Below are 13,427 nucleotides of genomic sequence, written 5' to 3'. Positions count from 1 at the left end.
TGCGTCGTGAGTTTATCTTGCCAGATGAAGGGGGAGGTAGCGCATCATGGCCCGCGGTGGGCCTGCGACGGGCGTCGTGTTCAAGTACTTGGAAAAAAGCGAGGAGGGGCGGCGCGCTTCTAGAGCCAGTCGCGCAGAATGGGGATCAGGGGGATGTCGGCGGGGGGCATCGGGTAGTCCTTGAGGTCGCGCGCGTGGACCCATTTGAGGGTCTGACCTTCCCGGGGCTGCGGCGTGCCTTCCCACTTGCGGCAGGCGTAGAGCGGCATCAGCAGGTGGAAGTCGTCGTAGGTGTGGCTTGCGAAGGTCAGCGGTGCGAGGCAGGACGCCCAGGTGTCGATGCCCAACTCTTCCTGAAGTTCGCGGATCAGCGCGACCTCCGGGGTTTCGCCGGGATCGACCTTGCCGCCGGGAAACTCCCACAGGCCGGCGAGGGATTTTCCCTCGGGGCGTTGCGCCAGCAGGATGCGGCCGTCGACGTCGATCAGGGCGACGGCGCTGACGAGTAGCAGCTTCATGGAGTCTCCGACGAAAGGTGACCCCGGCGCGGGGCCGGGGCGGGGCGTTTCAGGACCGGTAGTCCGCGTTGATGCGGATGTACTCATGGGTCAGGTCGCAGGTCCAGACGGTGCAGGCCCCGTCGCCCAAGCCGAGGTCGATGCCCAAGATCAGGTCCTGCTGCTTCATGTAGGCGGCGCAGGCCTCTTCCGAGTAGTCGGGGTCACGCCAGCCGTCGCGGGCCAGCGTGAGGTCCCCCAGCTTGATCGTCAGGCGATCCCGGTCGGCTTGCGCGCCGGACTTGCCGACGGCCATGACAACGCGTCCCCAGTTGGGGTCCTCTCCGGCGATGGCGGTCTTGACCAGCGGAGAGTTCGCGGTGGCCATCGCGACGAGACGCGCGTCGGCGTCGCTCGCCGCCCCGGTCACGGCGACGGTGACGAACTTGGTCGCCCCTTCGCCGTCGCGCACGACCTGGTGGGCGAGGTCCAGCATGACGGAGTGGAGCGCCTCCTCGAACGCCGCGTTGTCCGCCACGTCGACCCCGGATGCTCCGGTCGCGGCCAGCAGCAGCGAGTCCGAGGTCGAGGTGTCGCTGTCCACGGTGATGTTGTTGAACGTCCGGTCCGTCAAGCGCGCGAGCATCGGCTGCAGCGCGGCGTGTTCGCAGACGGCGTCGGTGAAGATGTAGACCAGCATCGTCGCCATGTCGGGCGCGATCATGCCGGAGCCCTTGGCGATGCCCGCGATGTTCACCGCCTTGCCATCGACCTCGATCGTGCGGGTGGCGCCCTTGGGGAAGGTGTCGGTCGTCATGATGGCACGGGCGGCGGAGGCGAGGCCCGTTTCGGCCTGGGCGTCGCGCAACTCTTCCAGTTTCGCGACGATCCGGTCATGGGGCAGCGGTTCGCCGATCACCCCGGTGGAGGCGGTGAAGACACGGGCCGCGTCGATGCCCGTCGCCCGGGCCACCGCGTCGCAGATCGCCTTGACGGAAACCTCGCCCGCGCGCCCGGTGAAGGCGTTGGAATTGCCCGAGTTCACCACGATCGCCGCCGGATCGGTGCCGGAGCCAAGCTTGGCCTGGCAATCCAGCACGTTGGCCGAGCGCGTGGCGGAGCGCGTGAAGACGCCCGCCACGGTCGTGCCTGCGGCCAGCAAGGCCAGCATCACGTCGGTGCGGCCCTTGTACTTGATCCCCGCTTGCGCCGCCGCGAAGGTGACGCCCGCGATCACGGGCAGGTCGGGAAAGCTGGCCGGCGCCAGCGGGGAGAGGGCCATGGCTCAGTCTTCCAGAAGCGTGAGGTCGTTGACCAGCGCGGGATCGAGGTCCTCGGTCACGGTGACCTCGGTTTCGGCGCGCAATTCCTCGATCCGGGCGTTGATCGCTTCCTGCTGAAGGGTGGCCGCGATCTCGTCGCTGACCTCGGCCAGCTCGGGCGGGGCGACGGGGCGCGTCTCGTTCAGCTTGATGATGTGCCAGCCGAACTGGGTCTGCACCGGCTCGGAGATGGCACCCACCTCCATTTCTGCGACGGCGGTTTCGAACTCGGGCACCATCATGCCCGCGCCGAACCAGCCCAGCTCTCCGCCATTGGGGGCGGAAGGACCGGTGGAGACTTCGGTCGCGACGGCGGCGAAATCCTCGCCGCCCTCGATGCGCTCGGCGGCGGCCTGCGCCTCTTCCTCGGTTTCGACCAGCAGGTGGCTGGCGTTGTATTCGGTGGCGGGCTCGGCCTCGCCCCCGGCGGTCATCTCGTCGAAGCGGGTCTGGATCGCCTCTTCGGTGACGGCGGCCTCGGACAGGTCGGTGACGACCTCGCCGGCCTTCAGCGACCGTTCCTCGTTGGCGAGTGCGAGATCCACGCGGGCGGGCACGTCTTCCAGCGTCTCTGCCAGAAGTTGCTGCTGCACCAGCTGGTCGATCAGCCCCTGCAGCAGGACGTCGTCGGGCAACTGGGCGTATTGCTGCGGCAGCTGGGCGCGGGCGATGATCAGCTCGCCCAGGGTGATGTCGGTATCGCCCACGGTGACGACGACGGTGGAGGCATCCTGTGCCTGGGCCGTGCCGGCCGTCAGCGCGATGGCGGATGCGCCGAGAAGGGTGGTCAATCGGGTCATGTCTTTGTCCTTGTGCGAAGCAGCCCGGGGGGCCTGCGTTGACTTGGCTTACCTGCGCCCTTACATCGGCTGCTCAAAGCCCGGAGAGGCAGGTCTTGGTTCCTAACTAGGGGCGCAAGCCGTGGCCGACAAGCAGCCTCCTTGGACGACGGATCATACGAGCGGAAGTGCTCTGAGCGGGGAAGTTATGCTGGGTCTTGGAACCATCGCGAAAAAGGTCTTCGGGACCGCCAACGACCGGAAGGTGAAATCGGTCCGCTCCCTGATCGAGAAGATCAACGCGCTGGAGCCCGAGTTCGAGGCGCTGTCGGACGACGAGATCAAGGCGCGCACAGGCGATCTGCAGGGGCGCGCGCGCACCGGGGAAAGCCTGGACGACCTGCTGCCGGAAGCCTTCGCCAACTGCCGCGAGGCCGCGCGCCGCGCGCTGGGTCTGCGCGCTTTCGACACGCAGCTGATGGGCGGGATCTTCCTGCATCAGGGCAACATCGCCGAAATGAAGACCGGCGAAGGCAAGACGCTCGTCGCGACCTTTCCAGCCTACCTGAACGCGCTGTCTGGCAAGGGCGTGCATATCGTCACCGTGAACGACTACCTGGCCCGCCGCGACGCGGAATGGATGGCCAAGGTCTACGGTGCGCTGGGTCTGACCACCGGCGTCGTGGTGCCTCAGCAGCCCGATGACGAGAAGAAGCAGGCCTACCAGTGCGACGTGACCTACGCCACGAACAACGAGCTGGGCTTCGACTACCTGCGCGACAACATGAAATCCGAGCTGAACCAGATGTATCAGCGCCCCCATAACTTCGCGATCGTAGACGAGGTGGACTCCATCCTCATCGACGAGGCGCGGACGCCGCTCATCATCTCGGGCCCCGCGCAGGACCGCAGCCAGATGTATCGCGACATCAACGAGATCATCCCCGGCGTGCAGGACGATCACTTCACGCTGGACGAGAAGACCCGGCAGGCGACCTTCACGGAGGAAGGCAACGACTACCTCGAAGAGGTGCTGGCGCAGCGCGGGCTGCTGCCCGAGGGGCAGACGCTCTACGATCCCGAAAGCGCCACGCTGGTCCACCACGTGAGCCAGGGGCTGCGGGCGCACAAGCTGTTCACCCGCGACAAGGACTATATCGTGCGCGGCGACGAGGTCGTGCTGATCGACGAATTCACGGGGCGCATGATGACGGGCCGCCGCCTGTCGGACGGTCTGCACCAGGCGTTGGAGGCCAAGGAAGGCGTGGCGATCCGCCCCGAGAACGTGACCTTGGCCAGCGTGACCTTCCAGAACTATTTCCGCCTCTACGACAAGCTTGCCGGCATGACCGGCACGGCGCTGACCGAAGCCGAGGAATTCGACCAGATCTACGGCCTGGGCGTGGTCGAGGTGCCCACCAACCGGCCCATCGCCCGCCAGGACGAGCACGACCAGGTCTACCGCACCGCGGGCGAGAAGTTCGTCGGCGTGGTCGAGGAGATCAAGCAGGCCAACGCCAAGGGCCAGCCGGTGCTGGTCGGCACCACCTCGATCGAGAAATCCGAGTTCTTGTCGCAACTGCTGACCAAGGAAGGCATCGCGCACAACGTGTTGAACGCCCGCCAGCACGAGCAGGAAGCGCAGATCATCGCCGACGCCGGCAAGTTCGGCGCGGTCACGATCGCCACCAACATGGCCGGTCGCGGCACCGACATCCAGCTGGGCGGCAACGTCGAGATGAAGGTGCAGGACGCCCTAGCCGCCGACGAGGCCGCCGACCCCGAGGACCTACGGGCCCGCATCACCGCCGAACACGAGGGCGAAAAGAACCGCGTTCTCGAAGCGGGCGGCCTGTTCGTCCTTGCCACCGAGCGCCACGAATCCCGCCGCATCGACAACCAGTTGCGCGGCCGGTCGGGCCGTCAGGGCGATCCGGGGCGGTCGGTCTTCTTCCTCAGCCTTGAGGACGACCTGATGCGGATCTTCGGGTCCGAGCGTCTGGACAAGGTGCTCTCCACCCTTGGCATGAAGGACGGCGAGGCGATCGTGCACCCTTGGGTGAACAAGTCGCTCGAACGCGCGCAGGCCAAGGTCGAGGGGCGCAACTTCGACATCCGCAAGCAGCTTTTGAAGTTCGACGACGTGATGAACGAACAGCGCAAGGTGATCTTCGGCCAGCGCCGCGAGATCATGGAGGCGCAGGACCTGTCGGAAATCGCCAGCGACATGCGCCACCAGGTCATCGACGATATGGTCGACGCGCATATGCCGCCGAAATCCTACGCCGACCAATGGGACACCGAAGGCCTTTACGCCGAGGCGATCCGCGTCCTCGGCATCGACGAACCGATCATGGCCTGGGGCGAGGAAGAGGGCGTCGACAACGCCACCATGCGTGAACGCCTGGAAGAGGCGAGCGACAAGGCCATGGCCGAGAAGGAAAGCTCCTTCGGGGCCGAGACCATGCGCAACGTCGAAAAGCAGATCCTGCTGCAGACCATCGATGGCAAGTGGCGCGAGCATCTGCTGACGCTGGAACACTTGCGTTCGGTCGTCGGCTTTAGGGGCTATGCGCAGCGCGATCCGCTGAACGAATACAAGACCGAAGGTTTCCAGTTGTTCGAGCGTCTGCTGGACGGTCTGCGCATCGACGTGACCGAGAAGCTGTCGCAGATCAAGCCGATGGACCCCGAACAGCAGGCCGAGATGCTGGCGCGCCTGAAAGCGCAGGCCAAGGCGCAGCAGGACGCGGCGACGGAGCGCGCGACATCGGCCCGGACGCCGGGGGATGCCTCTCCGCGCGAGGGGTTCGTCGAGGACGATCCCTCCACCTGGGGCAACCCGGGCCGCAACGATCCCTGTCCCTGCGGGTCCGGCAAGAAGTTCAAGCACTGCCACGGGCAGGTCTGACGCGCGCCGGGGCGGGAGGGCCTTGACCATGCCCCGCCCCAATTCGGTCATAGGATGACCTTGCGCGCGTCCCGGCGCCGACACGGGCAGGTGGCACGATCCGCCTGATCGCACTTGTGACGAGGGATCTGCCGTGAAGCCGAAGACCAGAAAATTCCTGACCGCCGGGACCACCTTCTGCGTGGCGCTCGGGATCGGGTCGGTGATGCAATACGGCGATGCCCTCGCCGACCGGATCGGGTACGACGCCGAGGCCGCGCCGCAGCCCGCGACCGGCTCTCCGCAGCTTTCCGTCGCGGGTGGGCCGCTGAAGGGGGAGGGGGTCTCCACCTTCGCACCTGCCGCGCGCGTGCCTGTGGCCGACACCGGAGCGACCGAGGTCCAACTGCCGGGCGATCCCGCCGCGCCACGGCTGGACGCGCCGGTGCCGGAGGCCATGACCGTCGCCTACACCGAAGCGCCCGCCCCGCAGGACACCGCACGGATCCCGCGGCCCGTGACGATCACGACGCCCGCGCCTGCGAAGACGGCTCCCCCGGTCTGCAAGGCGCGGATGACGGCCGAACCGCAACCGCTTGCCATGGTGCAGGTCACCGTCGAGGACGGCTGCCGCGCGGAGGCCGTCGTGACGATCCATCACCAGGGCATGATGTTCCAGGGGATCACCGATGCCGAAGGCGTGTTCACCGCCCGCGTGCCGGCCCTGTCGGAGGATGCGCTGTTCCTGGCGGATTTCGGTGAAGGTTCCGGCGCGGTCGCGACCGCCTCGGTCCCCGAAGTGGCAGAGGTCGACCGCGCGGTCCTGCAGTGGCAGGGCGATGCGGGCGTCGAGTTGCACGCGCTTGAATTCGGGGCGGCGTATTTCGGTGAAGGACACCTTTGGGCGGAAACGCCCGGCGACACGCAGGACGCTCTGGCGGGGACCGGCGGCGTCATCACGCGACTGGGTGACGGCGCCATCAGCGACGGATTGATGGCAGAGGTCTATACCTATCCCAGCGGCACCTCGCAGCGCGACGGAACAGTCGCCCTGTCGGTCGAGGCCGCGGTGACGTCCGGCAACTGCGGTCGCGAAGTGGCGGCGCAGAGCATCCAGGTGAATGTCGGTGCCGAGGCCGAGGCGGTCGATCTGGTGATGACAATGCCGGGATGCGAGGCGCAGGGCGAATATCTGGTGTTGAAAAACATGTTCGAGGACCTGACACTCGCTGCCAAATGAAACGCGCTTTGACACGCTGGTTACGGATCGGTGCGGCAACCCTGGTTGTCGCATCTTTTCTGTTGGGCGGGACCGCCCGCGCGCAGGAGATCACGCTGACCTCCCGGCAGGGGGACCTCGTGCTGACCGGCCGACTGGTCAGCTTCGACGGACGCTTCGTGCGGATCGAATCGGACTATGGCCCGCTGACGGTGGATTACGACGATGTCGCCTGCGCGGGCGACGGGTGCCCGGATGCCGCGGACTACGTGCCGACCTTGCGTGTCTCTGGCACGCCGCGGATTGCGCAGGTGCTTTTCCCGGCGCTTCTGGACGGGTTTGCACGCGCCCGAGGATGGTCGACCCTGCAGCAGGAGACGGACCTGACGCACCAGACGTTCCGGCTGATGGACGAGGCGGAGGTGGCGCAATTGATCGTCTCGATCCGGGCGTCGAGCAGTTCGGAGGGTTTCGCGGATCTCGTCAGTTTCGAGGCGGACGCCGCCCTGTCCTACCGCGAGGCCAGCGCCGACGAACGCGCCCGCGTGCAAGAGGTGGGCCTGGGCGATCTGCGCGGGTTGGGGCAAACGGCGATCCTCGGCATCGACGCGCTGGTGCCGATCGTCTCGCCGCTGAACCCGGTGCGCACGATCGATCCCGCATTGCTCGACGCGGCCTTCACGGGGGCGCGCACGGCGTGGGAGGACGGTACGCCGATCACGCTGCATCTTGGCCCCTCCGGCGACGGGCAGGCGCAGGCGTTCATCACGGCCCTGTCGGACGAGGTGGCGGGCGTGACGCGGCACGCGGACCCCGATGCGCTGGCGGCGGCCGTGGCGGCGGACCCCGGTGCGCTGGGCCTGACGGCACTGGGCGACACGGGCGTGGCCCAGCCCCTGAGCTTGCGCGACAGTTGCGGGCTGACCGCCGCGCCCTTGCTGACGGGGATCAAGACGCAGGATTATCCACTGACCACCCCGGTCTTCGTCACGCTGTCGCAAACCCGGCAGGCCCCCGTGGTGCGGGAATTCCTGCGCTTCCTGCGCGAGCCCGAAGCGCATCTGATCATCCGCCGCGCGGGGCTGGTGGACCTGGGCGTCGTGCCGATCCCGCTGGATGCGCAAGGTGGGCGATTGGCCCATGCGATCGGCATCGCCGGTACGGACACGCCGCTGAGAGAGTTGCAGCGCATGGTGCGCCTGATGCGGGCCCATGCCCGCGCGTCCCTGACCTTCCGGTTCGAGATCGGGCAATCGACGCTGGATCCCGTCTCCTCGGCCAACCTGCTGACCTTGGCCCATGACATCCGGGCGGGGAATTATGCCGGGCGCGATATCCTGCTGATCGGCTTTTCCGACGGGGCGGGACCGGCGGATGCGAACCTGGATCTGTCGCGTGACCGTGCGGCGCGCATCCGCGAGCGCCTGATGGAGTTGCTGGGGGCCGTGCCGGAGGACGTGCGCCTGCGAACGGCCGCCTTCGGGGAGGCCTTGCCGATGGGTTGCGACGACACCGCCTGGGGGCGGCAGATGAACCGCCGGGTCGAAGTCTGGATCGGCGATTAAAGCAGCCCTTCGGCGCGGAACGACAGTTCCTGCGACTTGCCGATGATCAGGTGGTCGTGCACCTGCACCGACAGGGCATTGGCGGCGGCCTCGATCTGGCGGGTCATGGCGATGTCGGCCTCGCTGGGGGTGGGATCGCCGGAGGGGTGGTTGTGCACCAGGATGATCGCCGCGGCGTTGAGTTCCAGCGCGCGCTTGACGACCTCGCGCGGGTAGACGGGCACGTGGTCGATGGTGCCCGTGGCCTGCGCTTCGTCGGCGATGAGGGTGTTCCGGGTGTCGAGAAAAAGGATGCGGAACTGTTCGGTGTCGCGATGCGCCATCACGGTATGGCAATAGTCGATCAGCGCGTCCCAGCTCGAGACGACCTGCCGTCGTAGCACGCGACCGCGGGCCATGCGGTGGGTCGCGGCCTCCACCAGCTTGAAATCGAGCGCGACGCCCTCGCCCACCCCCTCGACCGCGCAAAGCTTGTCGATCGGGGCAGAGAGGACGCCCGCGAAATCCCCGAACCGGTCGATGAGGGCCCGCGCGAGCGGTTTGACGTCCTTGCGGGGGATCGAGCGGAACAGCAGAAGTTCCAGCATCTCGTAGTCGGGCAGGGCGTCGGCGCCGCCGTGCCGGAACCGGTCGCGAAGCCGGGCGCGATGGTCGCGGATATAGGACGGCAGGCGCCCCGCGACCGGCACCTCCGGCGCTTCGTCGGTCTGGCCGAACATCGGAAGGCTGTCCTGGAAACCCTGGCTCATGCACAAGCCTAGACTCGCCATGGTGAACGAAAGATTAACCTGATATCGGCGTGAGGAGCCACGTAACCCCTTCTCGGGGTGCGGCTTGGCTGGGAGGCCCGAATGCAAGGTGTCACGCGATATTTTCTGTGGTCGTTCATCGTCACGGCGGTGGGCCTAGTGCTTGCCGCCTGGCTTGGGTTCACGATGGAAGGCGGCACCGCGGGGATGTTGTCCTTCCTGCTGATCGGCGCCCTGCTGGCGGTGCTGGAAATCAGCCTGTCCTTCGACAATGCCATCGTGAACGCAAACACGCTCAAGACCATGTCGGAGGTCTGGCAACGCCGGTTCCTGACCTGGGGCATCCTGATCGCCGTCTTCGGCATGCGGCTGGTCTTTCCGCTGCTGATCGTCGTACTCGCCGCCGGCGTCGGCCCGTGGGAGGCGCTGCGCCTCGCCGCGACCGAGCCCGCGCAATACGCGCAGATCATCGAAGGCGCGCACCTGTCCATCGTGGGCTTTGGCGGGGCCTTCCTGATGATGGTGGGCCTGAAATTCTTCATCGACGCCGAGAAGGACGTGCACTGGATCGGAGTCGTTGAGCGTCCGCTGGCCCGCTTGGGGCAATACGAGGGGATCCCCTCGGCCGTCACGCTGATCGCGATCCTGACCGTGGCCACGATCCTGCCCGGCGCGGCGGTCGCGACCTTCCTCTATGCCGCCGTCGCGGGACTTGTGACCTACATGGCCGTCCACGTGCTGGGCAGCGTGCTGGACAACCCCGCGAAGCTCGCCACGGGGGCGGCCAAGGCGGGGCTGGGGGCGTTCCTCTACCTCGAGGTGCTGGATGCGTCCTTCAGTTTCGACGGTGTCATCGGGGCCTTCGCGCTGACGCAGAACCTGTTCCTGATCGGCATCGGCCTGGGGATCGGCGCGATGTACGTCCGGTCGATGACGATCATGCTGGTCGAGAAGGGGACGCTGACGGAGTTCGCCTATCTCGAACACGGCGCGTTCTGGTCGATCGTCACGCTGTCGATCATCATGTTCGCGCAAACGATGGTGCACGTGCCGGAATACGTGACCGGCCTGCTGGGGGCCGCGTTCATCGGTCTGGCCTTACGGTCGTCGCTGAAGGCCAGACGGACGATCGGCGCCCACGGTCGGGCGCCGATCAAGGACGTCGGGTTGAGCCGGGACGAGCCGATCTGAGGCGCGGGCGCGTCAGCCCTTCATCGAATCCCAGAATCCCTTGACGCTCTTGAAGAAGGACGAGCCCTGCGGATTGTTGTCCTTCGACAGGGTGTCGAATTCGCGCAGGATCTCCTTCTGGCGGGAGGTCAGGTTCACGGGTGTCTCGACCGCGAGTTCGATGAACATGTCACCGGTCGCGCCGCCGCGCAGGGCGGGCATTCCCTTGGAGCGCAGGCGCATCTGGCGGCCCGATTGCGATCCTTCGGGGATCTTCACGCGGCTGCGTCCGCCGTCGATGGTCGGCACCTCGATCTCGCCGCCCAGGGCGGCGGAGGCGATGGAGACCGGCACGCGGCAGAAGAGGTTCGTCGACTCCCGCTCGAAGATCTTGTGATCCTCCACCTCGATGAAGATGTATAGATCGCCCGCGGGACCGCCACGCATACCGGCCTCTCCTTCGCCGGCAAGACGGATGCGGGTGCCGGTCTCGACCCCGGCGGGGATGTTGACCGACAGGGATTTCTCCTTCTCGACCCGGCCCGCGCCGTGGCAGACGTGGCAGGGGTTCTTGACCGTCTGGCCCGCGCCGTTGCAGGTCGGGCAGGTGCGTTCGACGGTGAAGAATCCTTGCTGCGCGCGCACCTTGCCCATGCCCGAGCAGGTGGGGCAGGTCACCGCCTCCGACCCGTCGTCGGCGCCGGTGCCGTGGCAATTGCCGCAGGTGACGGCGGTGGGCACGGTGATGGTCTTCTGCAGACCGGAGTAGGCGTCCTCGAGCTTCACGCGCAAATTGAAGCGCAGATCGGCGCCGCGGGCCGCGCGGGTGCGCCCGCCGCCCGCCCGTTGTCCGCCCATGAAGTCGCCGAACAGATCGTCGAACACGTCGGAGAAGGCCGAGGCGAAGTCACCCTGACCCTGGGGGCCGCGCGGTCCACCGCCGCCGCCGCCCATGCCTCCTTCGAAGGCCGCATGGCCATACCGGTCGTAGGCGGCCTTCTTGTCGGCGTCCTTGAGAACCTCGTAGGCCTCGTTGGCTTCCTTGAACTGTTCCTCGGCGCGCGGGTTGTCGGTGTTGCGGTCGGGATGCAGTTCCTTGGCCTTCTGCCGGTAGGCCTTCTTGATCGCTGCCGCGTCGGCCCCTTTGGCAAGGCCGAGCGTTTCGTAATAATCGCGTTTTGCCATGGTGTCCCCCTTGGGAAAGGAAAAAGACCGGCCCGGTTAAGGGGCCGGTCCATGTTCCGAAGGCGGATGCCTCAGTTACGCTTCTGGTCGTCGTCCAGGTCCTCGAAGTCGGCGTCGAGGATGTCGTCGTCGCCCCCTTCGTCGGCGGGTTTCGCCTGCGGTTCCGCGTCACCCTCTTCCTGGCTGGCCTTGTAGATCGCCTCACCCAGTTTCATGGACGCCTCGGTCACGTTCTGGATGCCCGACTTGATCTTGGCGCTGTCGTCCTTCTCGAGATCGTCCTTGAGCGCGGCGATGGCCAGTTCGATGGCTTCGACCGTGGTCGGGTCAACCTTGTCGGAATGCTCTTCCAGCGACTTCTCGGTCGAGTGGATGAGGCTTTCCGCCTGGTTCTTCGCCTCGACCAGCTCGCGACGGTCGCGGTCGGCGTCGGCGTTGGCTTCCGCGTCCTTCACCATCGCTTCGATGTCCTCGTCGGACAGACCGCCGGAGGCCTGGATGGTGATCGTCTGCTCCTTGCCGGTGCCCTTGTCCTTGGCACCCACCGACACGATGCCGTTGGCGTCGATGTCGAAGGTCACCTCGATCTGTGGCATGCCGCGCGGTGCGGGCGGGATGCCTTCAAGGTTGAACTGGCCCAGCATCTTGTTGTCCGACGCCATCTCGCGCTCGCCCTGGAAGACCCGCAGGGTCACGGCGTTCTGGTTGTCCTCGGCGGTGGAGAACGTCTGACTCTTCTTCGTCGGGATCGTCGTGTTGCGGTCGATCAGGCGGGTGAAGACACCGCCGAGCGTCTCGATGCCCAGCGAAAGCGGGGTCACGTCGAGCAGGACCACATCCTTGACGTCGCCTTGCAGCACGCCGGCCTGAATGGCCGCACCCATGGCCACGACCTCGTCGGGGTTCACGCCCTGATGCGCGTCCTTGCCGAAGAACTTGGCGACCTCTTCCTTGACCTTGGGCATGCGGGTCATGCCGCCGACGAGGACGACCTCGTCGATGTCACCGACCGACAGGCCGGCATCCTTCAGCGCTTCCTTGCAGGGCTTGATCGAGTTCTTGATCAGGTCGCCCACGAGGCTTTCCAGCTTCGCGCGGGTCAGCTTCATGACCATGTGCAGCGGCTGGCCGTTGGAGCCCATCGAGATGAACGGCTGGTTGATCTCGGTCGAGGAGGAGCTGGAAAGCTCGATCTTCGCCTTCTCGGCCGCCTCCTTCAGACGCTGCAGGGCCATCTTGTCCTGCGTCAGGTCGACCTGGTGCTCTTTCTTGAACTCGTCGGCGAGGTAGTTGACGATGCGCATGTCGAAGTCTTCGCCGCCCAGGAACGTGTCCCCGTTGGTGGATTTCACTTCGAAGAGGCCGTCGTCGATCTCGAGGATCGTGACGTCGAAGGTGCCGCCGCCAAGGTCATAGACGGCGATGGTCTTCGTGTCCTTCTTGTCCAGACCGTAGGCAAGGGCGGCCGCGGTCGGCTCGTTGATGATGCGCAGTACTTCGAGGCCCGCGATCTTGCCCGCGTCCTTGGTGGCCTGGCGCTGGGCGTCGTTGAAGTAGGCGGGCACGGTGATGACGGCCTGCGTCACTTCCTCGCCGAGGTAGCTTTCGGCGGTTTCCTTCATCTTGCCCAGGATGACGGCGCTGATCTGGCTGGGGGAGTACTTCTCACCCTTGGCCTGGACCCAGGCGTCGCCGTTGCCGCCGTCGACGACGGCGAAAGGCATGTTCTTCTTGTCCTTGGCCAGGTCCTGGTCGTCGAACCGGCGACCGATCAGGCGCTTGACGGCGAAGATGGTGTTTTCGGGGTTGGTGACGGCCTGGCGTTTCGCCGGCTGGCCCACAAGGCGCTCGTCATCGGTGAAGGCGACGATAGACGGCGTGGTGCGGGCACCTTCGCTGTTTTCCACGACGCGCGGTTTGGAGCCATCCATGATGGCGATGCAGGAGTTCGTCGTACCGAGGTCGATACCGATCACTTTTGCCATTGATCAAATCCCTTTAGCTTCAGGCGGTTTGAAAGGCGCAGACCCGTTCCGGCACCCGCGCCCAGA

Annotated in this window: 10 protein-coding genes; 4 read left to right on the top strand and 6 right to left on the bottom strand. The window is 66.3% G+C overall.

Annotated elements, in window-relative coordinates:
- Positions 1-119: 119 nt before the first annotated feature.
- The 3 genes from mutT to EU805_RS02010 are packed head-to-tail and all read right to left on the bottom strand — an operon-like array spanning position 120 to position 2,619.
- Positions 120-518: an 8-oxo-dGTP diphosphatase MutT gene (mutT, locus tag EU805_RS02020; RefSeq protein WP_129762272.1), complete on the bottom strand. Its 399-nt coding sequence runs from the start codon at positions 516-518 to the stop codon at positions 120-122.
- Between the two features lie 49 nt (positions 519-567).
- On the bottom strand, positions 568-1,779 hold the full coding sequence (gene argJ, locus EU805_RS02015; RefSeq protein ID WP_129762271.1) for a bifunctional glutamate N-acetyltransferase/amino-acid acetyltransferase ArgJ: 1,212 nt from the start codon (positions 1,777-1,779) through the stop codon (positions 568-570).
- 3 nt (positions 1,780-1,782) lie between these two features.
- Complete coding sequence (locus tag EU805_RS02010; protein WP_129762270.1) at positions 1,783-2,619, bottom strand: peptidylprolyl isomerase; 837 nt, start codon at positions 2,617-2,619, stop codon at positions 1,783-1,785.
- Between the two features lie 187 nt (positions 2,620-2,806).
- On the opposite strand from EU805_RS02010, the gene secA reads away from it, so the two are divergent.
- The 3 genes from secA to EU805_RS01995 all read left to right on the top strand — a co-directional run bounded on the left by secA (position 2,807) and on the right by EU805_RS01995 (position 8,272).
- Positions 2,807-5,509 carry a preprotein translocase subunit SecA gene (secA, locus tag EU805_RS02005; RefSeq protein WP_129762269.1) on the top strand — a complete coding sequence of 901 codons (2,703 nt, stop codon included), beginning with the start codon at positions 2,807-2,809 and terminating at the stop codon, positions 5,507-5,509.
- A gap of 133 nt (positions 5,510-5,642) precedes the next feature.
- Positions 5,643-6,728, top strand: a complete 1,086-nt coding sequence (locus EU805_RS02000) for a hypothetical protein (RefSeq protein WP_129762268.1) — start codon at positions 5,643-5,645, stop codon at positions 6,726-6,728.
- An 8-nt stretch (positions 6,729-6,736) separates the two neighbouring features.
- On the top strand, positions 6,737-8,272 hold the full coding sequence (locus EU805_RS01995; RefSeq protein WP_165351866.1) for a phosphate ABC transporter substrate-binding/OmpA family protein: 1,536 nt from the start codon (positions 6,737-6,739) through the stop codon (positions 8,270-8,272).
- On the opposite strand, the gene radC is transcribed toward EU805_RS01995, so the two are convergent.
- The gene (gene radC, locus EU805_RS01990; protein ID WP_129762266.1) at positions 8,269-9,021 is read right to left on the bottom strand and encodes a DNA repair protein RadC; all 753 of its coding nucleotides are present in this window, start codon (positions 9,019-9,021) and stop codon (positions 8,269-8,271) included. The genes EU805_RS01995 and radC overlap by 4 nt on opposite strands.
- A gap of 102 nt (positions 9,022-9,123) precedes the next feature.
- Between radC and EU805_RS01985 the strand changes: the two genes are divergently transcribed.
- Positions 9,124-10,212 carry a DUF475 domain-containing protein gene (locus tag EU805_RS01985; RefSeq protein ID WP_129762265.1) on the top strand — a complete coding sequence of 363 codons (1,089 nt, stop codon included), beginning with the start codon at positions 9,124-9,126 and terminating at the stop codon, positions 10,210-10,212.
- A 12-nt stretch (positions 10,213-10,224) separates the two neighbouring features.
- Here the strand turns inward: EU805_RS01985 and dnaJ are convergent, their stop codons facing one another.
- Together dnaJ and dnaK are read right to left on the bottom strand one after the other, a co-directional pair.
- Entirely contained in the window at positions 10,225-11,376 is a 1,152-nt protein-coding gene (dnaJ, locus tag EU805_RS01980) for a molecular chaperone DnaJ (protein ID WP_129762264.1), read from the bottom strand.
- Between the two features lie 71 nt (positions 11,377-11,447).
- The gene (gene dnaK / locus EU805_RS01975) at positions 11,448-13,361 is read right to left on the bottom strand and encodes a molecular chaperone DnaK (RefSeq protein WP_129762263.1); all 1,914 of its coding nucleotides are present in this window, start codon (positions 13,359-13,361) and stop codon (positions 11,448-11,450) included.
- Between the last annotated feature and the right edge of the window lie 66 nt (positions 13,362-13,427).

Source organism: Salipiger sp. IMCC34102, assembly GCF_004145405.1.
Taxonomy (GTDB): domain Bacteria; phylum Pseudomonadota; class Alphaproteobacteria; order Rhodobacterales; family Rhodobacteraceae; genus Loktanella.
Note: the sequence above shows the minus strand (reverse complement) of the source record. Positions and strands in the feature narration are given on the sequence as shown.